We start from the raw sequence: 21,772 nt of genomic DNA on the forward strand, positions 1-21,772 counted from the left end.
TCCGATCTTTTCAAGTTCCGCTCTATGAAAATCAAAGAATAAAGTCTACAAATTTAAAATTTGATTTTCGACGAGAGTAATTATTTAATTGCGCGTGATTGCAATCCTTCTTCTTCCAAGAAGAGACGGAATGGTACGAGCTCTTCTGCTTCGTATTTTTCCTTGAAGGCTTTGATTGCTTCTTCTGAGTGAAGTTTTGGATCCAATTCAAGTACTTCTACTGGAAGTGGACGGTGTTGAGTGATGTGAGCATCGATAACAACAGTTTTACCTTCTTTGTTCAATTTAACAGCTTCTGCAACAACTGCATCGATGTCTTCGATACGGTCAACTGTAAATCCAACAGCTCCTTGAGCTTCAGCGATTTTCGCATAGTCAGCATTAGGGAAGTCACAACCAAACAAGTGTTTGTTTGTGTCTTCGTATTTGTCCTTGATGAAGGCATATTTACCATTTGAGAAGACAACGTTGATAACTGGAAGGTCGTATTGAACGTTTGTGATAACGTCTGGGTAGCACATGTTGAATGCACCGTCACCCATGATGTTCCATACTTGGCGATCTGGATTGTCTTTCTTAGCAGCGATACCACCAGGAAGGGCAATACCCATTGTCGCAAAGAGTGGAGATGTACGCCACATGTTCTTAGGTGTCATGTGAAGGTGACGAGTAGATGTTTGAGTAGTGTCACCTACGTCGATTGAGTAGATAGCGTCTTGGTCAGCATGTTTATTGATAGCATTGTAAACTTGGTACAATTGCAATTCACCCTCAGTTTTACCTTCGAGTTTGTTCATGTAATCACGCCAGTTTTGGTTGTTCTTCACGTTTGCACGCCACCATGGAGTAGACTCAACTGGGTTCACTTTGTCAAGGATTGCTTTCGCTGCTTGACCTGCATCCCCAAGGATTGAAGCGTCAAGGGCATGGCGTTTACCAAGTTTGTAAGGGTCGATATCGACTTGGATGAATTTTTCAGTGTTCTTGAAGGCTTCGTAAACTTCAGCAAATGGGAAGTTTGAACCAAGGAAAAGAACTGTGTCTGCTTCGAAGACCACTTCGTTGGCTGGTTTCCAACCAACACGGTAAGCTGAACCTGTCAAACCTTCGTAGTTCCATTCGAAAGCTTCAAAGTTTTTACCAGTTGTGATGATTGGTGCTTTGATTTTACGTGACAATTCAGTAATCACTTCACCAGCTTTGACACCACCGTAACCAGCATAGATAACTGGACGTTCAGCATTGTTCAAGATTTCAACAGCTTTGTTGATTTCAACTTCGTTCAAAGCAGGAGCGATGAATGAACGTTCGTATGACCCTGAACCGTAGTATGAGTTTTCGTCGATTTCTTGGAAACCGAAGTTTACTGGGATTTCAACAACAGCTGGACCCTTTTTAGAAACTGCAGCACGGCAAGCTTCGTCAATTACTTTTGGCAATTGCTCAGCATAAGCGACACGTTTGTTGTAGACAGCGATACCATTGTACATTGGGTTTTGGTTCAATTCTTGGAAAGCATCCATGTTGAGTTCGTTAACTGGACGTGATCCAAGGATAGCAAGGAATGGAGTGTTATCCATAGCTGCATCGTAAACACCGTTAATCAAGTGAGTCGCACCTGGACCACCTGAACCTACTGCAACCCCGATTGAGCCACCGAATTTAGCTTGCATGACCGCTGCAAGAGCACCTGTTTCTTCGTGGCGAACTTGCAAGAAGCGGATATCTTTGTCTTCAGCCAAAGCATCCATAAGTGAGCTGAGTGTTCCTGATGGGATACCGTAGATTGTGTCTACGCCCCATGTTTTCAATACGTTGAGCATTGCTGCAGATGCAGTAATTTTCCCTTGAGTCATAATGATAACTCTCCTTCAAATATTTTTAAAACTTGATAAACCCGTTTTCATATACTAATTGGAAACGTTTCAGCAAATTTTTACTCTACTACTTTACCACATTTGTTTTGGGTCTCCTAAGAATGTGCTCAGAAGTTTTTATTCTCTATTACATTACAGTTTGAAAACGTTTCATATAACTGTTTTATAATAAAAAGCGAGCAAGCTCGCTTTTAGTCTATTTTACTAAAGTTTAGCATGAGTGAACTGGTTAATACAGATACAGAACTAAAGGCCATGGCTAGACCAGCCAGTTCTGGATTGAGGGCCAGTCCAACACCTGAAAAGACTCCTGCTGCTATCGGAATTCCAACGACATTGTAGATAAAGGCCCAGAAAAGATTGAGCAAGATACGATGAAAGGTTTTTTTACTCATGTCAAAGGCACGCACCACACCTAGGAGGTTATTAGTTGTCAACACCAAATCTGCTGACTCGATGGCAATATCTGTTCCAGCTCCCATAGCAATTCCCACATCCGCTACACTGAGGGCAGGAGCGTCATTGATACCATCACCAACAAAGGCTACTTTGCCAACCTGTTGCAGTTGATGGATTTCATGGGCTTTTTCTTCTGGTAAAACACCTGCAATGACCTCTTCGATTCCAATCTGATCTGCAATGACACGCGCCACACCAGCATTGTCTCCTGTCAGCATGACTGTTTTAAGTCCACGTTTTTTCAGCTGACTGATGGCTAGCTTAGCATTTTCCTTGGGAATATCTTGCAAGGCAAGCAAGCCTTTGATTTCATTGTCAACAGCCAAGAACACAACTGTTTTAGCTTCTTTTTCTAGTTCTTCTAGTTTTTCTTGATAAGTGCTAGAAATGTTCATACCATCCAGCATTTTAGCATTTCCAAGCAAGACTTGTTTCCCATTGATTTGCCCTGAAACACCTTTTCCGTGCAAGGCTTGGAAATTTTCAACAGTTTGAATCTCAAGTCCAGCTTCAGTCGCTCGCTTGACAATGGCCTCAGCCAGTGGGTGTTGGGAAGCTTCTTCCAAGGAGGCTGCCAATCCAAGCACTTCTACTTCGTCGCCGATGATATCTGTTACCACAGGTTTCCCTTCCGTCAAAGTCCCAGTCTTATCAAAGACAAGAATTTGAACTTTCTGGATTTCCTGTAGAACCATTCCATTCTTGAGGAGAACGCCCATCTTGGCACTACGACCCGTTCCCACCATAAGAGCTGTCGGTGTTGCAAGTCCCAAGGCACAAGGGCAAGCGATAATCAAAACTGCCACCCCATAGAGAAGAGAGGCCACAAAGCTAGCCCCAAGCAAGACAAACCAAATCCAAAAAGTTAAAATCGCTAAAATGACAACCGCTGGTACAAAAATCCCTGAAATCTTATCCGTCAAATCCTGAATCGGTGCTCGGCTGGTCTGGGCTTTCTTCACAAAATCCACAATCTGAGCCAAAACTGTCTCTGAACCAACTTTTTCTGCCCTAAAAACAAGTGTTCCACTATTATTGATGGTAGAGCCAATGACGGTATCTCCAACTGTTTTGTCTACCGGCAGGCTTTCACCTGTCACCATAGACTCATCAATACTGGACATACCTTCCACTACAACACCATCAACCGCAATCTTTTCACCGGGACGCACTCGAATCAGATCACCTACCTTGACTTGCTCCAAGGGGACTTGAACATAGCGGTCATCACGCAAGACTTCTGCAGTTTTAGCTTGCAAATCTAGTAATTTCTCTACAGCTTGGGAAGTATTTTTTCGCATTTTCTCCTCAAAAACGGCTCCCAAAAGAACGAAGAAGAGGATAAATCCAGCACTTTCAAAGTAAACAGGGAGCCCAGCAAAGAGAGCAACTAGGCTATAGAGATAGGCTACTAGAGTTCCCAGCGCCACCAAGGTATCCATGTTAGCATTGTGTTTTTTAAAGCTGGCCCAAGCGCTTTGGATATAAGGACCACCTGCTACTAGCATGATAGGTGTTGTAGCTAGAAAGGTTCCCCAACGCATGACTTGGTGACTAATTCCTCCTGTCGACATCCCAATCATGATAATCACAAGAGGCACAGTAAAGATACTGGTCATCCAAAAACGTTGAAAGAGGGATAGAGATTTTCGAGTCTTCTCAACGACTCTATAGCTTCCTTTTTGCATCTTCATGCCACAAGAAAATTCATGTTGGCCTAATTCTTGAGGAGTAAAACGAATCACCTTTTCCTCATCTAGTCCGATTGGTTCCAAGATGCCTTCTTCTTCAAACAGAATTTCCTTATAACAGTTTGAAGGAGTTGCTCGATGAAAGGTAATCTCAGCCGGAATCCCTTTTTGAAGCTGAATATGGGCTGGATGATAGCCTTTTTCAGCTGTAATATGAATTTTTTGAATGCCATTTTCTAAGCTTGCTTTCACAATTTCTGTCATAATGTCCTCCTATTCTACAATCATCTTGCCGTGCATCATGTTCATACCACAAGAAAAGCTAAACTCTCCAGCCTGCTCAGGCGTGATTTCCACTACATACTCTTCACCCATAGGCAGGTCCGCATGTACACCAAAGTCTGGAAAAACAATTTGATCCAAACATGGTGAAGGGTCCTTACGGTCAAAGACAATACGGGCTGGCACTGATTTCTTGAGGATAATCAACTCAGGCGTATAGCCCCCTTTGACTTCCACTCGAATCTCTTGGTAGCCCTTTTTTTGCTGGGCCTTTTGTCCAGACTTTTCAGGCTTTTTGAAAAACCAAAACAAGATAAACGCGATAAGGGCAATACAAATAATGGTTACAATGCTATTTAACATGACGTCTCCTTTACATACAATTACATTTTACTTCAGCAACTGCACTAGCTTTTTTCTCGGAAATCACAGCTTCCAAATCTTCCAAGTCAGCCTGAGTAAAATCACATTCCACAATCAAATCAACCAATAAGTTCTTCATCCTACGAGAACAAACCTTGTCTTTGATATCTCGGACAAGCAAGTCTCGACTTTGATCCAGTGTTAAAAGGGCTGAATAAACAAAGGACTTGCCCTCTTTTTTCCTGGTCAGACACCCTTTATCAACCAGACGAGCCAAAAGTGTCTGAACCGTGGACTTGGACCAGTCAAACCGCTCCGCCAAAACTCTGATCAAATCGCTACTGGTCTGTTCGCCCTGCATCCAAACAATCTTCATGACCTGCCATTCTGCATCTGAAATCTGCATAATCACACCTCCTAAATCTACATTTGTCGATTACAGTTATTAGTATACTCTATAAATCTACATTTGTCAATTATGAAAATTGATTTTTATATAACACTAGAAATGTTAAACACATTCCAAGACATCAAAAACCTCCACAATCAGTGGAGGCAAGCTATTTTATCAATACAATTTTAAGTCACGAGGGTCAACTGGGAAGGTTGGATTGTATGGGTTGTGACGGAGTTTGAAGTGTTTGACATCTTCAATAGTCTGAGTTCCAGACAACTGCATGACTGTCTTCAATTCTGCATTCAAGTGTTCAAAGACTTGACGTACACCGACGCTACCACCGAGAGCCAAACCATAAATCACAGGGCGACCAATAGCTACCAAGTCTGCTCCTGAAGCCAAGGCTTTAAAGACGTGCTGACCGCGACGAACACCAGAGTCAAAGACAATTGGTACACGTTTATCTACTGCTTCAGCAACTTCTTGAAGCGAGTCAAAGGCAGCTGGTCCACCGTCGATTTGGCGACCACCGTGGTTGGTTACCCAGATTCCAGAAGCACCTGCGGCAAGCGAACGTTCGACATCTTCACGGCATTGAGGGCCTTTGACATACACAGGGAGTCCTGAGTATTCAGCGATAAATTCTACATCTCGTGGAGACAGGCGTTGTTTAGCTGATTTGTAGACAAAGTCCATGGACTTACCAGCACCTTCTGGCAAGTATTCCTCAACAATCGGCATGCCAACTGGGAAGACAAAACCATTGCGCTTATCAACCTCACGATTGCCTCCTACAGTCGCATCTGCCGTCAAGACAATCGCTTTATAACCTTCAGCCTTCACACGGTCCATGATATGGCGGTTGATCCCGTCATCCTTACTAAAGTAAAATTGGAACCAGTGAGGTGTCCCTTGAAGGGCTTCTGTAATTTCTGGAAGGTCAACAGTAGAGTAAGAGCTGGTTGTATAAAGCGAACCGAACTCATGCACACCACGCGCAGTCGCCACTTCACCCTGTTCGTTTGCCAATTTATGGGCCGCAACAGGCGCCATAATGATTGGTGAAGACAATTTTTCACCTGCAAATTCAATCTCTGTGCTTGGATTTTCAACATCACAAAGAGTATGAGGAACAATAAGTTTGTGGTTAAAAGCACGGATGTTCTCGCGTAAAGTGAAAGTATCCTCTGCTCCACTAGCGATATAACCAAAGGCAGCTTTAGGAATGACTTGTTGCGCCATTGGCTCCAAATCATAAGTGTTAATAAAATCTACAGGTCCTTCTGCATTGCTTGTTTTATATGACATAAAGTGTCCTCCTTGTTAAGTAAGCGTTTACTTTAACTTACATTAACTATCTTACCTCTTTTTCAGAATCCTTTCAAAAATTTTGTCTGGAAATTTCAAACTGATTATCTGAATATGCCCCCAAAAAAGAGAGGACTCTCATTCTACCATTATCCTATATTCTTCTTTACCTTTAGGGAGCTTTGTTTTATTGCCCACATATAAAAAATCAGGTAATCCTAGTGACTACCTGATTTTCTACTTTTAAGCGTTTTGCCAATTTTCTTGGTCTTCTTTAAAGCGTTTTAAGAGAGCGAGTCCTTCTGGTGTGATATAACCTTCTTCTTGAGCTAGGTGGATGAGCTCGCTGTAGTTTGAGAGAGTCACCAGTTTCACGCCTGCGTTTACAAAGTTCTTATCTGCTTTTGCTAGTTGATAACTAAAAATAGCTACTACACCGAGAACATCTGCCCCTTCACGTTTGGCAGCAGCTACGGCTTCTAAAACTGAACCACCAGTTGAGATCAGGTCTTCTACAATTACCATTTTTTGCCCCTGGGCTACACGGCCTTCGATTTGGTTTCCGGCTCCATGGTCTTTTGGCTTGCTACGGATATAAGCAAATGGTAGGTTCATCTTGTCCGCGATAATAGCTCCGTGTGGAATCCCTGCTGTCGCAGTTCCTGCAATCACTTCTACCTCTGGAAAGGCTGTCTTGATAGCATTCACAAAACCATTTTCAATCAAGGTTCTAGTTTCTGGGTAAGCCAGAGTCACGCGGTTATCTGTATAGATAGGTGACTTGATACCAGATGCCCAAGTGAAAGGCTCTTCTGGTTTAAGATAAACCGCTTGAATTTTCAATAGATGGCTAGCAATGTCTCTAGCAAGTGTCATGGTATACTCCTTCTTATCCTTAAATCTATAATCAAATACGCTTTAGACCCAATCGCGTGTCCATTCTTCCTTGATAGCATGGTAGGCTGCTACAGGATCTTCTGCCTGCGTGATAGGACGGCCTACTACAATGTAATCACTACCGATTTGATAGGCCTGACCAGGGGTCACTACGCGTTTTTGATCCCCTGCTTCAGCACCTGCTGGTCGAATACCTGGTGTCAAGCAGATAAAATCTTCGTTTGTCGCCTCCTTGATGAGTTGGGCTTCTTGGGCTGAGCAAACCACTCCATCCAATCCAGCTTCAGCTGTTTTCTTAGCATAGTGAATCACTGATTCTTGCAGACTAGTTTGGATATTTTGACAGTCTTGCATCTGTTCCTCAGATGTTGAGGTCAATTGGGTCACCGCGATAAGAATCCCTTGATCACCAAGGCCTTCACGCGCGGCCTGCATCATTTCAAGCCCACCTGCAGCCTGAACATTGGTCATATCGACACCCAGACTTGACAAGATTTTCATGGTTGACTTGACTGTATTTGGAATATCATGCAACTTGAGATCCAAAAAAACACTATGTCCCAATGATTTCAAATAACGCACAACTTCGGGCCCTACTGCATAGTAGATTTCCATTCCTACCTTGACATAGAGTTTTTCCTCTGCTGGAAAAAGGGCTAAAAATTCTTTGGCTTCCTCGAAACTTGGAAAATCCAGAGCAATGACTGGGCGACTCTCACGCATTCTTTTCTCCTATTCTTTGCTGACAGTCCATTGCTCAAAAAAAGGAACCTGCTAGCAGCTAGGTTCCACGAAAAACGGGTAGTTTCCACCCTTTCACTGTCTAACCTTAGCTGCCTCTCTGGACTGCTTTAAAAGTTTTCTACTATTCTATTATTTATAACGACACTTGTCAAGTAAAAACTGAAGATTCTTATTCTTGTTTCTTTTCTTCAGCTTTTTTTTCTTCCTGTTTTTTCTTCTCTGCTTCTTTAGCTTCTTGTTTGGCCTTTTCCTCAGCTTCTTCTAAACGTTTATCAGCTAGGCTGGTACTATAGATTCCAGCTTCCATATCAATAAAGCTCGGTTCTGCTAGTTGTGGCTTAATTTTGCTGTAATAAGGTAATTTCTTACTCAACTCTGACAAGGGAACTACTATTTCATCTGTATCCTGCATGGTGATTTTTAAAAGATCTGCAGTTGCCTTACTTGGGGCTAGTTCGATCTTCTGGATCTGACTCTTTATATCCTCACTGATGCTAGAAAGACCCGTCATCAAATCCTTCACCTGCTGCTCATCGTTAAAGGTGACTGTTAGGTAGGTCTCAGGCAGGTTCAAAAGGTTGACAGGGCTTGAGTCAATTGTTCCACTAGATAGGATTGGATAGTGGTCTTCACCTGTCACATAGTAGCCAACAATCTCAAACTCTTTAACTTCAATCGTAAAGTTTGTCGGAAATTTGTAGTCAATCTTTGCTGACTCTATCCAGTGATTCGACTTGATCTTCTCAGCGTGCTTCTCCTTGTTCCATAACAAAGACAAGGTATAGTCGCTATCCTGAATGCCAGAAACCTGTTTAATGTCATCCGCTTGAGTCTGGACATTGCCCTTAACCTCGATATGCTTGATAGTCGAAAGAGGGGTCAAGAGATAGATAGAAAGGAGGAGAACCAGAACACTCGGTACCAAGATACTAACTGCCCGCCAAATATGAATGGGAGCAATTTTAGGCTTGGCAGGTTTTTCTGGTTTTTCTTTTTTCTTCTTCTCTTTTTCTTCTTTGACTTTAGGGTTATCCTTTTGAGATTTTTCTTCTTTTTCGGATGGTTCTTCGTCTGGAACAGTTTCGTTCTGGTCGGAATCACTTGATGACTTCTTACTTTCCTCTAACAACTTAGAGTTTTTCCCCATTCGAGCTTGTTTTTCCTTTTCCTTCTCTTCAGCTAGGGCAGCTTCTTCCTCAGCCTTCTTCTTCAGGTATTCTTGGTTCCGCTTCTGCCATTCAGACAATTCTTGTTTCTGGTTTGATTCTTTTTTCTTATCCTTTGACATTGGTTTTCCTTATGATAAGTCTTTTCTTAGTAGGGCATAAAAATCATCAAGAGATTTCAATTCAGTCGAAGCTTTCATGCTAGCTTGGTACTGATCCTTGTGACTAAGCAAGTGACTGAGTTTCTCCTCCAAGCTTTCCAAGGTCAAGTCGCTTTCTTGAAGTTCTTCTGCATAGCCTTTCTTAACAAAGTAGGCTGCATTTTCAATCTGGTCTCCTCGACTTGCTTCACGACCCAATGGTACGATGAGATGGAGTTTCACCATGGCCAAGAGCTCAAATATCGTATTGGCACCGCCACGCGTCACCACCACATCTGCCATCTCCATCAAAGGTTGATAGAGATCCGTCACATAGTCAACACGAAAGAGATTTTGACTCAATTCATTGAGGCTTGAATCTCCAGTGAGATTGATAATATTGTAGCGCTCTGTCAGTTCTTGCTTATGATCTGTCACCAATTGGTTAAAGACACGAGCTCCTGCAGAACCACCGACAAACAATACTGTAGGCAATTTAGGATTAAAGTGGGTTTGGATATTCACCAATTCATCTGATTCAGGAGTTTTTTGGTCTAAAACCTTGGTCACTGCTCCCACATGCTCGACCTTTACGAGACCAGCAGCCTGCTCAAATGTTGAATACATCTTGGTTGCGAATTTATAGGCAATTTTATTGGCCAAGCCCATAGACAGGTCAGATTCGTGAATAAAGACTGGCACTCCTGACACTCGCGCTGCGATAACCGGCGGTACAGAGACAAATCCTCCCTTAGAAAAAAGAGCCTGTGGACGCAGTCGTAACATGATAAAGAGCGATTGGACAATTCCCCAACCAACTTTGAAGACATCCAACATATTTTGCCAAGAGAAGTAGCGACGCAACTTCCCAGTCGCAATGGAGTGGAAGGTCACATTCAAGCCTGACTTGAGGATTTCTTGGTGTTCGATTCCATGCTTATCCCCGATATAGTGGACTTCCCAGCCGTCTTCGATGAACTTGGGCATTAACAAAAGATTGAGGGTGACATGTCCAACCGTTCCCCCACCAGTAAATACTATTTTTTTCATATTATTCCTTTAACTCCGCTACTGTGTCGATGAAAAGATCTCCACGTACTTCAAAGTTAGCATACATATCCCAGCTAGCATTGGCAGGACTGAGGAGAACCACATCTCCATCTGTCGCAAGTTCATAAGCCTTGCGAGTCGCATCTGCAATATCCGTCGCATCCACATAAGCCACACCAGCCTTCTCCGCTGCCCGTTTGACACGCTCAGCAGATTGACCAAGGATGACCATCTTCTTGAGCCCAGTAATATCTGGAACCAATTCGTCAAACTCATTGCCGCGGTCCAAACCACCTGCAATTAAAATGACCTTGCTGTTGTCAAATCCTGACAAGGCTTTTTGAGTTGCCAAGATATTGGTTGATTTACTGTCGTTATAAAATTTCACACCCTTAATCTCATCCACAAATTGGAGACGGTGTTTTACACCACCAAAGGCTGAAAGAGTTTCCTTGATGGTTTGGTTGTCTACACCACGAAGCTTAGCTACTGCAATGGTCGCAAGGGCATTTTCTACATTGTGGCCACCTGGAACACCGATTTCACTCGCTGCCATGACCACTTCCCCACGGAAGTAAAGTTGACCATCTGCTAGATAGGCTCCATCAACCTTTTCCAGTGTTGAAAATGGAACAACAGTGGCTTGTGTTTTGCTAGCCAATTCTTTTGCCAAATCTTGGTTAAAGTTCAAGACAAGGAAATCAGCTGCTGTCATCTTGTTCTGGATATTCCACTTAGCTGCCACATACTCCTCAAAAGAACCATGATAGTCGATATGAGTTGGCATGAGGTTGGTAATAACCGCAATCTCAGGATGGAATTCTTGGACACCCATCAGTTGAAAAGAAGAAAGTTCCATGACGAGCGTGTCCTTGGCTGTCGCAGTTTGAGCCACTTGACTAGCAGGATAGCCGATGTTCCCTGACAAGAGACCGCGTTGACCAGCAGCAGTCAAAACTTCCCCAATCATAGTCGTTGTGGTTGTTTTCCCATTTGAACCAGTGATACCGATAATTGGAGCATCTGAAATCAAATAAGCCAATTCCACCTCAGTCAAGACTGGAATCCCCTTTGCCAATGCTTTTTCAATCATGGGATTGCTATACGGGATACCTGGATTTTTCACCATCAGAGCGAAATCTTCATCCAAGAGCTCCAAAGGATGCCCTCCAGTGACAACCTTGATTCCCTCTTCTAGCAAGCTTTGAGCAGCAGGATTTTCCTCAAAAGGCTTGCCGTCATTTACTGTCACAATAGCACCTAGCTTGTCTAGCAAACGGGCCGCAGACTCACCAGACTTAGCCAAACCTAAAACAAGTACTTTCTTATTTTTAAATTGATCGATTACTTTCATGTCTCAAACTCCATTTCTACTTCTACTATTTTACCATTTTTATGGAAATAAAAAAGCCACAAAGTGTATTTGTGACTCTTTCTTCTAACTTAATGTTCTCTTATCATTGATGAGATAAATCGGTAACTCGAATGACTTGATCCACTTGCTCCCAGATAAGAGGATTGTGGGTCGCAATAATAATCGTTCGATTCTGATTTTTTAAAGATTCTAGGATAGAAAGTAATTCCTCAGAGTTTTTGGGGTCTAGTGAAGCGGTTGGTTCATCTGCGAGGATCAAAACTAACCTGCACTCCAAAAGTTCGACAAAAAATATCTAACCCTTAGAGTGCAGGTCAACTCTCAGTACTTTATATCCTTACCTGTCTTTCTTCAGACCGCTGGCCTGTGACAAACATGGTAAAGGTTGCTTTGCAGACATTTCTCCCTTCTTGATTGGTGATATCAACATCTACCACACAGGTTGTGCGTCCATGATGGACACATTCTCCTTTAATGGTCAGTACATCGTCGAGTTTTCCTGCCTTAAGGTAGTTGATAGAGGACTGGAGCGTCACTCCATCAAGCCCTAGTGAAATGACCACCAAACCGCTGATCTGGTCACAAAGGGTAAAGAGATAGCCACCATGGGCATTGCCATAGTAGTTGAGCGACGAGTCCACTACTTTTGTCGTCACCACAACATGACCATCTCTCATTTTTTCTATTTCGTAATTCTCAAAGGCCGATATAGCGTCAAAATGAAAATCTTTCATCGTTTCCTCCTGATAGTTCAAACGACACTATGATACTACTTTTTATAGGACTGTGCAAGGAGAAAGCTCCTAGTCTGGCAAAATTCCAACCTGCTCTACAAAGCGCATAAAGGCTGCCTGCCCTTGTTCCGTCTGCTTGTAAACCCCTGCATCCTCCAAAACACGTGTAAAGATAGCACCTACAGATTCCTTGACGATTTCAAGGGCTTTTTCTTTATCAGTTAGATCTGGATGTTGGGTTTTGAGTTGGTCGGCCCATTTCTGATGATAGTCGGCAACTGAGACTTCTTCTCCGACAAGGTAGGCTGCTACTTGTTCCACTTCCGCTTTCAATCGTGGCGGCAGGATAGCCAAGCCCATGACCTCAATCAAGCCGATATTTTCCTTCTTGATATGTTGGACATCCTTGTGGGGATGATAAATGCCATCAGGATGCTCTGGCGATGTCTGATTGTCCCGCAAGACCAAGTCCAACTCAAACTGACCGTCGCGTTTACGAGCAATCGGTGTGATGGTGTGATGCGGTGTCCCGTCTGTCTCTGCCAAAATCTGTACTTCAGGATCTGAATACTGGCGCCATTCCTGTAAAATCTTGTCAGCCAAGTTGATCAAATCTTCTTTGAAATCCGAAGTCAAACGTAGCACTGACATAGGCCACTTGACAATCCCAGCCTTGACCTGCTCAAAACCAGCAAATCGGAAGGCCTTTTGCAGAGGAGCCAATTCCATAGGAAATACGTGACGCCCCCCCTGATAGTGATCATGAGTCAGAATAGACCCCCCCACTATCGGCAGGTCGGCATTAGAACCCGCAAAATAGCCTGGAAACTGCTCTACGATGGCCAGCAGACGCTCAAAGCTTTGACGATTGATAGCCATGGGTCGATGCTGGCCGTCTAAGAAGATACAGTGCTCATTAAAATAAGCATAGGGCGAATACTGGAAGCCCCACTCCTGACCAGCCATTTCAAAACGGATAATACGGTGATTGCTACGAGCTGGATGATTGACCCGACCATGGTAGCCCTCGTTCTCTAGACAAAGCTGACACTGGGGATAATTGCTAGCTTGCACCAACTTGGCTGCCGCAATCTCCTTTGGATCCTTTTCAGGCTTATAGAGATTGATGGTAATCTCAAGCTCTCCATAGTCAGACGGAACGCGATAAGCGATATTCTTAGAAGTGGCCTTGAGCTTGATGTAGTCATTTTTCTGACTAAGTTGGTAGAAGTCCGCAATTGCCTGTTCGGGAGATTGGGCATAGGTTGTCCAAAAGTTACGATTAACCTGACTTGGACAAGGGGTTACCAAGTCCATCAGTTCAGCACCGAGGATTTCACGCGCAGTCTGACTGTCCTCAATCGTCTCTAATCGAACCGCCTCCTCAACCAGCTGGTCCTTGAGGTCAATCAACTCCTCCAGATTCGTCTCAACTTCCAAAACACCTTCGCCCACTCGAGCCAAAACACAATTGGTTAGGTAGATTCGATCCATTTCCTCAAATGAACTTCCAGCAATGACTTCCGTGATAAATGCATCTAGAACTCCCTGACTCATTGATTCTCCTTCTTACTTTCTAAATAGTCTCTGACAGCATCTAAATCCTGAAAAACTTGTTCTGTTTTATTTAAGAAAGACTGTGCTGGCATTTTCAAGTCTGGAATACAAATAACTGGTATCCCAGCTCTATAGGCTGCTTCAATCCCTGCTTCACTATCCTCTAATACTAAGCAATTCTCTGGTAAAACATTCAAATCACTACAGGCCTTTAAAAATATATCAGGGTAAGGTTTGCTTCGCTTTACATCTTTTGCAAAAACTAGATGGTCAAATAGGGACAGTATACCATTACTATCCAAAATCATTCTAGCTCTAGATTCAACACTTGAAGTTGCTAGAGCGATTGGAATACCTTCTCTTTGCAAAAAAGCAAGCAAATTTTTAGCACCTTTTTTTAAATTTACACCTTTGGCTAATATTCGAGCTTCCAGTTCATAAACTTTTTCCAAGGTTTGGTCAAAGTTCCAAGGTAAATCATAGGTATCTAAAAATCGTTGAACATTCTCCTCTTCCCTATGTCCACTGTATTCTCTAGAATATGTTTCTTCTGTGAAAGGAATTCCAAAATCTTTAAGCAATTCTTGATAAACTTTTAGAGAAATGATCTCAGTATCAGCTAATAAGCCATCTAAATCAAATATTACAGCGTCCATTTACTTCTCTCCTAGTCTAAAACGCGAGTGCCACCTGCAACTTCAGCGATATAGAAGCTTGGAGCGTATCCAACTACTTCCTCGTAGTGCTTGCCTACAGCTTCCTTAAAGGCCTCAACAGCATTTTTTTGCACCAAGGCAATGGCACAGCCACCAAAACCTGCTCCTGTCATACGAGCACCCAGAACACCTTCTTGATCCCAAGCTGTATGAACGAGGGTATCCAATTCTAGACCAGTTACTTCATAGTCATGTTCTAGAGAAACGTGTGACGCATTCATCAAGCGACCAAATGTTTCCAAATCACCTGCTTGAAGGGCTGCTTGAGCTTTAAGGGTACGTTGGTTTTCAAGCACAGCATGGCGAGCACGTTTCAAACGATTTTCGTCTTTAATCAGATAGCTGTATTGGTCAAAGGCCCACTCATCCAACTCACCCAAGGTCTGAATATCCAAGGCAACTTGCAATTCTTCCACTGCTTTTTCACACTCAGCACGGCGTTCATTGTATTTAGAGTCCGCTAGTTCACGGCGTTTGTTGGTGTTCATGATGACAACAACATTGTCCTTCAAATCAAGAGGCACCAAGTCGTACTCCAAAGTGTTGGTATCCAGGTAAATAGCACGTTGGTCAGCACCCATACCGATGGCAAATTGGTCCATGATACCAGAGTTGACTCCGATAAAGTTATTTTCTGTTTGTTTTCCGATTTTAACCAAATCCAAACGATCTAGTTTTAAACCAAAGAGATGCTCTGCCACAACCCCCGTCAAAAGTTCCAAGGATGCTGAAGAGGACAAGCCTGCACCATTTGGGATATTCCCATAAACATAAAAATCAAACCCTTTGTCAATGACATGGCCAGCTTCTTGCAAGAAATGAAGAATCCCTTTTGGATAGTTGGTCCAGCTGTGCTCTTTTTCAAATTTGAGGTCAGCAAGAGGCACTTCGATGATACCCTTGTCCTCAAAGTTGGCTGAGTAGAAACGCAAGACTTGGTCGTCACGTTTGCGAGCCGCCCCATAAGTTCCCAAGGAAATAGCTGCTGGGAAAACGTGCCCACCATTGTAATCCGTGTGTTCACCAATCAGATTGATACGACCTGGTGAAAAGAAAGTTTGCTCTGCTTCTTGACCAAAAACGGCAAGAAAGTCTTTGCGAAGGGCTTCAGTAGTAAGATCTTGTGTCATATGAATTCTCCTTTGACTGTCGTTAAGTCATCTTAACGTGTAATCGTTTTCTTCTATTGTATCCAAGGGATTTGCCAAGGTCAATCCTTTTTACTAAACTTTTACTAAACTATCAGTAAAAAGCAGAAAAATATGATATACTAACCTAAAAGGAGGAGGATTTATGGCTACCTTAAAAGACATCGCACAGCTAGCCTCTGTCTCTATTGCGACCGTATCTCGTGTCCTCAATCGCGACCAGAGCCTATCTGTCACAGAAGAAACCAGACACCGTATTTTAACCGTCGCGGAAGAGCTGGGCTATACTAAGCACCTCAAGACAGGCGAATCCCACAAACCCAAGCAAAAGATTGCCATTATCCAATGGGTCAGCGAACAAGGGGAGTTGGACGATCTCTACTACTATCAGATTCGTCTCGGTATTGAAAAAAGAGCCCAAGAACTGGACTATGATATCTTGCGCTATTTTAACGATCATCCTTTTACACTGAGCGAGGAAGTGATTGGCATTCTCTGCATCGGAAAATTTAGCCGAGCTCAGATTTCTGCCTTTGAAGAATACCAAAAACCTTTAGTCTTTATAGACAGCGATACCCTCTCACTAGGTCATACCTGTATTATCACTGACTTTTACACTGCTGTGAAACAAGTTGTAGACCATTTCCTCAGTCAAGATATGAACCGTATTGGAATTCTCACAGGCCTTGAGGAAACAACCGACCAGGAAGAAATTATCCAGGATAAGCGGCTAGAGAATTTCAAAGACATTACCCAAGCAAATGGAATCTACCATGAAGAACTGGTCTTTCAAGGGAGCTTTACTGCCCAGTCTGGCTATGACTTGATGAAGGAGGCCATTCACAAGCTAGGAGAACAATTCCCACCAGCCTTTTTCGCAGCCAGCGATAGTTTAGCCATCGGCGCCCTCCGTGCCCTTCAAGAAGCTGGAATTAGCCTACCAGACCGCGTCAGCCTCATTTCTTTTAACGACACTAGCCTGACCAAGCAGGTCTATCCTCCTCTTTCAAGCATCACTGTCTATACTGAGGAAATGGGCCGAGCAGGAATGGATATTCTTAACAAGGAAGTTCTACACGGTCGCAAAATCCCTAGCCTAACCATGCTGGGAACCAGACTGACTTTGAGAGAAAGTACAAGGAATGAATAGAAAAAGTGAATAAAGAAATATTCCTTTATCCACCTTTTTGGGGTTTAATTGTTATTCGCTACGAAGCGATTCGACTGGGTCTTTCTTGGCGGCGATGCGTGAAGGGATTAGACCGGCTAACATGGTGAGGACAATCGAAATACCGATAAGGATTAGAGCTACTTCTTTTGGCAATTGCGCTACATTTTCCACATTTGTCATTTTCGCAACAATCGCATTGATTGGGAATGTCGCAAGGAGGGTAATCGCGATACCGAGCACCCCAGAGATAAATCCTTCGATGGCTGTTTCAGCAGTGAAGATACGACGAATATCTTTCTTCGAAGCCCCCATTGCACGTAGGATTCCGATTTCTTTTGTACGTTCGAGAACTGAAATATACGTGATAATCGAAATCATTATAGAAGATACAATGAGTGAGATGGCCACAAAGCCAACGAGCACAGTTGTCACTACGCCAACCAATGTCGTAATAGAAGACATGATAGTTTGGATATCATCTGAATAAGCGAGTACCTTATCGTCTTCTCCAGCTTCTTTTTTCGCTGTGTTATAGGCGTTTATGAACTCTTTTAAGTCTTGTTTTTGTTGGAACGAAGAGGTATAGAGCTCAATGGCAGCTGGTTTGGATTTGTTGATGACGCCCATTTTTGCGAGGTTTTCCTCGTAAGTTGAAGCCGAATTGTCGTTATATTGTTGGATATACTGCGCCTGTTCTTCAGGCGTCATTTTAGCCAACTGAATTTTTTCTTCTTTGGTTAAATTCTCCGAGCTGAATGGTTTAGGATCTTTGGCAAAGTCTTTACCCGTAAATACATTTAGATTTTGATTGGCTTCCTGTTCCTTAACGATATCACTATTTTGAATGTGTTCGGAAGTGTAATCAATAAGGGCGCTTGTGTAGGCGATTCCTCCTGAAGGAGCATTCACGCCTGAACTTGTGCCTTCTTTTTGGCGAAGGACACCCACAATTTTAAGTTGGAGCCCATTCTCGATTTGAGTTTTCATATAAGAAGCATTATCAATCTTATTGACCCATAAGTTATTTTCTTTCACAAAGCGCTTTGTATTGACAACTGCTTTGAAAGTTTTTCCGATAAAATCACTATATTGATACGTTTGAGAAGAGAGTTCGTCGAGCTTCTTCGTATCGTTCAATTCACTAGGTTCTTTGATACGTAAACTATAGAGCAACAAATCGCTAATTTGATTGTTTTCATCTACGATAAGGACGAGCTCGGACTTATCTTGTGGGAAGCGTCCTTCCAACACGTCGTACTTGCTTTCTAGCATTGAAGAATCACTAGAAAGTTCACTCCAGTAGTTGAGGTTTTGTAAGTATCCCTTCATCGTTTGGTTCGCTGTTTCTACTTCATCAGCTAAGGTTGAAGGCAGAATACTTTTGGGTCCGTTGGAAGTATCACTTGCATAGATAAACGGTTGTAAATTGTATCGGTAACGAATGTCTTTTGTGAGAGATTCGACCTTCGAAGCGTGTTCCTCCAAGTAAGTCTTGAAGGAAGCTAAGTCGTTCTTTCCGATTTGTTTTTTCAATAAATTCGTTAAAACCGTATTGATACCGAGCTCATGATTATCCTTGTAAGGCTTCTCGCTCAAATCTGGAGAGGTCGCCAACAAGTTGCTCTGGTTCTGCTCGCTAATCGTCAGTGGGAGAGAGACGAGAGTATCTTCCTGCACCTTTTTAACGTAGTCACTCACACCATTGGAAAGGGCTAAGATAAGAGCAATCCCGATAATCCCGATAGAACCCGCAAAAGCTGTTAGTAAGGTACGACCTTTCTTTGTCAATAGGTTATTAAAGGAAAGTACAAGGGCGGTTATAAAGCTCATCTTCGTCTTCGTGAACTGGATGTCGACTTGCTTTGTCTCCTCTGTTGGTTCGCATGGGTTTGAGTCGCTCAAGATGTTTCCATCTAATACTTGTACGATACGTGTGGAGTACTTCTGCGCCAGCTCTGGGTTATGCGTCACCATGATAACCAAACGTTCCTTGGCAATGTCTTTTAATAAATCCATGATTTGAACAGAAGTCTCAGAATCGAGCGCTCCTGTCGGTTCGTCGGCTAAAACGACTTTTGGATCATTAACAAGAGCACGCGCAATCGCGATTCGTTGCATTTGTCCCCCAGACATTTGACTTGGTTTCTTATATAAATGGTCTTTTAGGCCTACGCGTTCGAGCACTTCGATAGCACGTTTCTTACGTTCTGCTTTTGAAACACCCGAAAGAGTCATTGCAATTTCTACGTTAGAGAGTGCAGTTTGGTGCCCGATGAGATTATAAGACTGAAAGACGAAACCGATGGTGTGGTTTCTGTAGCTATCCCAATCGCGGTCTTTAAATTGCTTTGTTGATTTTCCTTGGATGAGTAAATCACCAGATGTGTATTGGTCGAGTCCCCCGATGATATTTAATAGGGTGGTTTTCCCAGAACCCGATTGCCCAAGAATGGAGACAAACTCATTCTCACGGAAACGAATCGAGATATCCTTTAGCGCGTGGAACTCTTGATCGCCCGTATGATAGACTTTTGAAATGTGTTGTAGCTGTAACATCGTCTATCTCCTTTCAGTGATATATGTAGTCTATCACAATTTCATAATGGAGTAAATATGTTACATTTACAATTCATCAAAAATAATCAACAAATAGAAAATCGACTTCTTATGAATGATAATGTCCATGACTTTGACCTACTTCCAACTCCTCAATTTTTCGCTTATGGGTTTGGTGACTTGCTAGGTTTGCATCAACTTCAATGGTAACATTTTGAAAACCATAATCTTTGAGTAAATTACGAATGGATTCTTTACAATACTCCATATGTTCAATCTCTTCTAGGCAAACATGGACAATGGCGTCATTTTCCAAACCATCCATGGACCAAATACTGAGTTGATTAACACTTTTAACATTATCTAGCGCTGCTAACTCTTTCTCTAGCTTAGCAGTCTCGATCCCTTCAGGCACAGCATCTAAGAAAATCTTGAGTGTTGACCAAAAGCGAGGAATGGCTTTCCAGAGGATAAAACTAGAAATTAAAAGAGACAAGAGTGGATCGAGAAAGTACCAGTCAGTCACATACAAAACACCAGCAACCAGAATAACCGCTAGCCATCCTAGAATATCTTCTAGAAAATGCAAGGTCAGGATAGCTTCGTTCTTGGTCTGACCCTTACGAACGATTAGACTAGCCAATAGATTGATAAGAATCGCAAGAATCCCCAACCACAGCATTCCTTGGTAGTTGACAGGCTGAGGGGATAGGAGACGAGGAATATTCTCCAAGAGCACCATAAAAGATCCTGTCAAAAGGATCAAGGCAGTCAGCATGGCACCTAGCAGACTGAAGCGTTTGTAACCGAGAGTGTAACGCTTGTCTTCCTGACGATTGGAAATAGTTTCCAAACAAGCTGATAAACCTATGGCAAGAGCATCGCCCAAATCATGAACCGCATCCGCTAATACCGCACTTGAATTGAAGATGCCTCCAAAAATAAATTCGACAACAGAAAATGATAGATTCAAGAAAAAGGCTAGCCAGATAGATGTTTTCGAACTCATTTCTCTCCCTCCTTTGGTATAATAGGTATATATACTTCTTTCATTTGTATTATCTAATAAAATCCAAAGAAAGGATAGAAGCAAACTGTCAGCCTTGTTCAGTTCTGAATAGTTTGCCTCAAGTGTCTATATGCAAAAAAGAGATCGTCGGGTTAGTAAGACGAAAAAAGCCATTTATCAAGCTTTTCTACAAGTTTTGAACAACAAGGGCTATGAGGCCACTACTGTCCAAGATATCATTGACTTGGCAGATGTTGGTCGCTCGACTTTTTACTGTCACTACGAGAGCAAGGAACTGCTTTTAGATGAGCTCTGTCGCTACCTCTTTCATCATCTCTTTGAAAGGGAAGAACACTTGACTACAGAAGACTACCTCGCACATATCTTTTTACATTTTCAAAAAAACCAAGACCATGTCACCAGTCTTCTTTTTTCCAAAAACGACTACTTTCTCCGCCAACTACACAAGGAACTCGAACACCATGTTTACCCCATGGTAGCGGAGGATTTGCAAGAGACCTATCCGAACATACCGGCCTCCTACCTCAAACATTTTGTAGTAACCAATTTTATCGAAACACTGACCTGGTGGCTAAAAAAAGGAAATTCTTATACAGAAGCCCAGGTAGTGAGATTTTACTTAGATGTGATTGAGATGACTTCTACAAAATCACTCGAAATTTAATCCTGTCACGAAGAAAGGAATCAACCATGTTAAATTCTATTATCCTAGGAATACTGACGATTGTACTAGCTCTCGGTTTTTCACTTCTCCATCTCGCAGCTGCTTTCGCAGCCATGAAAGAAAAAAATTACTGTCAAGGGAACATGTGTATCTTGGTGGGAAGTTGTCTCACTTCACTAGCTCTTGCTATCTTTTTCTTTATCCCGCTTGCAACTGTCGTCTTATGGATAGTGGGCTCTAGCATCATCTGCTACGGTGCTTACTGGAATGGGCAACAGCAAGAAAGTCAACATATATCGCACCACATTATAAGGGGCACACTAGCGGCTTTGATTACGCTCTTGCTTATCTTACTCTAACACTAAAAATCCCATCTCGAATTATAGACGAGATGGGATTTTGTCTGTTGAAGAAAGTGGCTAGTAGCTACCACTGACTTTCCTCTCT

Annotated in this window: 19 protein-coding genes and 1 pseudogene; 3 read left to right on the top strand and 17 right to left on the bottom strand. The window is 42.7% G+C overall.

Annotated features, from left to right (window positions below; genetic code table 11):
• Positions 1-80: 80 nt before the first annotated feature.
• From spxB to D8862_RS08165, 15 genes and pseudogenes are all read right to left on the bottom strand, one after another.
• Positions 81-1,856: a pyruvate oxidase gene (gene spxB / locus D8862_RS08095; RefSeq protein ID WP_125383561.1), complete on the bottom strand. Its 1,776-nt coding sequence runs from the start codon at positions 1,854-1,856 to the stop codon at positions 81-83.
• Positions 1,857-2,068: 212 nt separating this feature from the next.
• Positions 2,069-4,291, bottom strand: a complete 2,223-nt coding sequence (locus tag D8862_RS08100; protein WP_125449883.1) for a heavy metal translocating P-type ATPase — start codon at positions 4,289-4,291, stop codon at positions 2,069-2,071.
• A gap of 9 nt (positions 4,292-4,300) precedes the next feature.
• Complete coding sequence (locus D8862_RS08105; protein WP_125449885.1) at positions 4,301-4,672, bottom strand: cupredoxin domain-containing protein; 372 nt, start codon at positions 4,670-4,672, stop codon at positions 4,301-4,303.
• 10 nt (positions 4,673-4,682) lie between these two features.
• Positions 4,683-5,078: a CopY/TcrY family copper transport repressor gene (locus tag D8862_RS08110; RefSeq protein ID WP_125449887.1), complete on the bottom strand. Its 396-nt coding sequence runs from the start codon at positions 5,076-5,078 to the stop codon at positions 4,683-4,685.
• A 162-nt stretch (positions 5,079-5,240) separates the two neighbouring features.
• Complete coding sequence (gene lctO, locus D8862_RS08115; protein WP_084877879.1) at positions 5,241-6,377, bottom strand: L-lactate oxidase; 1,137 nt, start codon at positions 6,375-6,377, stop codon at positions 5,241-5,243.
• Between the two features lie 243 nt (positions 6,378-6,620).
• Positions 6,621-7,253, bottom strand: a complete 633-nt coding sequence (gene pyrE, locus D8862_RS08120; RefSeq protein ID WP_125449889.1) for an orotate phosphoribosyltransferase — start codon at positions 7,251-7,253, stop codon at positions 6,621-6,623.
• 42 nt (positions 7,254-7,295) lie between these two features.
• Entirely contained in the window at positions 7,296-7,997 is a 702-nt protein-coding gene (pyrF, locus tag D8862_RS08125; RefSeq protein ID WP_125449891.1) for an orotidine-5'-phosphate decarboxylase, read from the bottom strand.
• 190 nt (positions 7,998-8,187) lie between these two features.
• Positions 8,188-9,306, bottom strand: a complete 1,119-nt coding sequence (locus D8862_RS08130; RefSeq protein WP_125449893.1) for a cell division protein FtsQ/DivIB — start codon at positions 9,304-9,306, stop codon at positions 8,188-8,190.
• 9 nt (positions 9,307-9,315) lie between these two features.
• Positions 9,316-10,374: a UDP-N-acetylglucosamine--N-acetylmuramyl-(pentapeptide) pyrophosphoryl-undecaprenol N-acetylglucosamine transferase gene (locus D8862_RS08135; protein ID WP_093586983.1), complete on the bottom strand. Its 1,059-nt coding sequence runs from the start codon at positions 10,372-10,374 to the stop codon at positions 9,316-9,318.
• A 1-nt stretch (position 10,375) separates the two neighbouring features.
• Positions 10,376-11,728 (bottom strand): UDP-N-acetylmuramoyl-L-alanine--D-glutamate ligase, encoded by a 1,353-nt coding sequence (gene murD, locus D8862_RS08140; RefSeq protein ID WP_125449895.1) that lies wholly within the window; start codon positions 11,726-11,728, stop codon positions 10,376-10,378.
• Positions 11,729-11,831: 103 nt separating this feature from the next.
• A pseudogene (locus D8862_RS08145) lies at positions 11,832-12,008 on the bottom strand (AAA family ATPase); the annotation flags it as partial.
• 70 nt (positions 12,009-12,078) lie between these two features.
• Positions 12,079-12,483, bottom strand: a complete 405-nt coding sequence (locus tag D8862_RS08150) for a PaaI family thioesterase (RefSeq protein ID WP_000651196.1) — start codon at positions 12,481-12,483, stop codon at positions 12,079-12,081.
• 69 nt (positions 12,484-12,552) lie between these two features.
• Positions 12,553-14,040 carry a UDP-glucose--hexose-1-phosphate uridylyltransferase gene (locus tag D8862_RS08155; RefSeq protein WP_125449900.1) on the bottom strand — a complete coding sequence of 496 codons (1,488 nt, stop codon included), beginning with the start codon at positions 14,038-14,040 and terminating at the stop codon, positions 12,553-12,555.
• Entirely contained in the window at positions 14,037-14,696 is a 660-nt protein-coding gene (locus tag D8862_RS08160; RefSeq protein WP_000340244.1) for an HAD family hydrolase, read from the bottom strand. The genes D8862_RS08155 and D8862_RS08160 overlap by 4 nt, the downstream gene beginning before the upstream one ends.
• An 11-nt stretch (positions 14,697-14,707) precedes the next feature.
• A complete protein-coding gene (locus D8862_RS08165) occupies positions 14,708-15,886 on the bottom strand; it encodes a galactokinase (RefSeq protein ID WP_125449902.1) in 1,179 nt (392 codons plus the stop codon).
• A gap of 163 nt (positions 15,887-16,049) precedes the next feature.
• Between D8862_RS08165 and galR the strand changes: the two genes are divergently transcribed.
• The gene (gene galR / locus D8862_RS08170) at positions 16,050-17,054 is read left to right on the top strand and encodes a DNA-binding transcriptional regulator GalR (protein WP_125449904.1); all 1,005 of its coding nucleotides are present in this window, start codon (positions 16,050-16,052) and stop codon (positions 17,052-17,054) included.
• Positions 17,055-17,105: 51 nt separating this feature from the next.
• On the opposite strand, the gene D8862_RS08175 is transcribed toward galR, so the two are convergent.
• Positions 17,106-19,631 carry an ABC transporter ATP-binding protein/permease gene (locus D8862_RS08175; RefSeq protein ID WP_125449906.1) on the bottom strand — a complete coding sequence of 842 codons (2,526 nt, stop codon included), beginning with the start codon at positions 19,629-19,631 and terminating at the stop codon, positions 17,106-17,108.
• 109 nt (positions 19,632-19,740) lie between these two features.
• Positions 19,741-20,640, bottom strand: coding sequence for a cation diffusion facilitator family transporter (locus D8862_RS08180; RefSeq protein WP_038804447.1), 900 nt, complete (start codon positions 20,638-20,640; stop codon positions 19,741-19,743).
• Positions 20,641-20,770: 130 nt separating this feature from the next.
• Here D8862_RS08180 and D8862_RS08185 point away from each other — a divergent pair, with 130 nt between their 5' ends.
• Both D8862_RS08185 and D8862_RS08190 read left to right on the top strand, forming a co-directional pair.
• Entirely contained in the window at positions 20,771-21,325 is a 555-nt protein-coding gene (locus D8862_RS08185; RefSeq protein ID WP_125449908.1) for a TetR/AcrR family transcriptional regulator, read from the top strand.
• 26 nt (positions 21,326-21,351) lie between these two features.
• The gene (locus tag D8862_RS08190) at positions 21,352-21,684 is read left to right on the top strand and encodes a glucuronide permease (RefSeq protein WP_125449910.1); all 333 of its coding nucleotides are present in this window, start codon (positions 21,352-21,354) and stop codon (positions 21,682-21,684) included.
• The last annotated feature ends 88 nt before the right edge of the window (positions 21,685-21,772 follow it).

It is taken from the genome of Streptococcus oralis, assembly GCF_003942585.1.
Classification (GTDB): Bacteria; Bacillota; Bacilli; order Lactobacillales; family Streptococcaceae; genus Streptococcus; species Streptococcus oralis_BE.

Bases quoted from the DNA above. Each gene is read 5' to 3' on its own strand.
- D8862_RS08105 (WP_125449885.1), bottom strand. From the start codon at position 4,672: ATGTTAAATAGCATTGTAACCATTATTTGTATTGCCCTTATCGCGTTT.
- D8862_RS08160 (WP_000340244.1), bottom strand. From the start codon at position 14,696: ATGGACGCTGTAATATTTGATTTAGATGGCTTATTAGCTGATACTGAG.
- spxB (WP_125383561.1), bottom strand. From the start codon at position 1,856: ATGACTCAAGGGAAAATTACTGCATCTGCAGCAATGCTCAACGTATTG.
- D8862_RS08155 (WP_125449900.1), bottom strand. From the start codon at position 14,040: ATGAGTCAGGGAGTTCTAGATGCATTTATCACGGAAGTCATTGCTGGA.
- pyrE (WP_125449889.1), bottom strand. From the start codon at position 7,253: ATGACACTTGCTAGAGACATTGCTAGCCATCTATTGAAAATTCAAGCG.
- D8862_RS08185 (WP_125449908.1), top strand. From the start codon at position 20,771: ATGCAAAAAAGAGATCGTCGGGTTAGTAAGACGAAAAAAGCCATTTAT.
- D8862_RS08180 (WP_038804447.1), bottom strand. From the start codon at position 20,640: ATGAGTTCGAAAACATCTATCTGGCTAGCCTTTTTCTTGAATCTATCA.
- D8862_RS08190 (WP_125449910.1), top strand. From the start codon at position 21,352: ATGTTAAATTCTATTATCCTAGGAATACTGACGATTGTACTAGCTCTC.
- pyrF (WP_125449891.1), bottom strand. From the start codon at position 7,997: ATGCGTGAGAGTCGCCCAGTCATTGCTCTGGATTTTCCAAGTTTCGAG.
- lctO (WP_084877879.1), bottom strand. From the start codon at position 6,377: ATGTCATATAAAACAAGCAATGCAGAAGGACCTGTAGATTTTATTAAC.
- D8862_RS08130 (WP_125449893.1), bottom strand. From the start codon at position 9,306: ATGTCAAAGGATAAGAAAAAAGAATCAAACCAGAAACAAGAATTGTCT.
- D8862_RS08175 (WP_125449906.1), bottom strand. From the start codon at position 19,631: ATGTTACAGCTACAACACATTTCAAAAGTCTATCATACGGGCGATCAA.
- murD (WP_125449895.1), bottom strand. From the start codon at position 11,728: ATGAAAGTAATCGATCAATTTAAAAATAAGAAAGTACTTGTTTTAGGT.
- D8862_RS08150 (WP_000651196.1), bottom strand. From the start codon at position 12,483: ATGAAAGATTTTCATTTTGACGCTATATCGGCCTTTGAGAATTACGAA.
- D8862_RS08100 (WP_125449883.1), bottom strand. From the start codon at position 4,291: ATGACAGAAATTGTGAAAGCAAGCTTAGAAAATGGCATTCAAAAAATT.
- galR (WP_125449904.1), top strand. From the start codon at position 16,050: ATGGCTACCTTAAAAGACATCGCACAGCTAGCCTCTGTCTCTATTGCG.
- D8862_RS08110 (WP_125449887.1), bottom strand. From the start codon at position 5,078: ATGCAGATTTCAGATGCAGAATGGCAGGTCATGAAGATTGTTTGGATG.
- D8862_RS08165 (WP_125449902.1), bottom strand. From the start codon at position 15,886: ATGACACAAGATCTTACTACTGAAGCCCTTCGCAAAGACTTTCTTGCC.
- D8862_RS08135 (WP_093586983.1), bottom strand. From the start codon at position 10,374: ATGAAAAAAATAGTATTTACTGGTGGGGGAACGGTTGGACATGTCACC.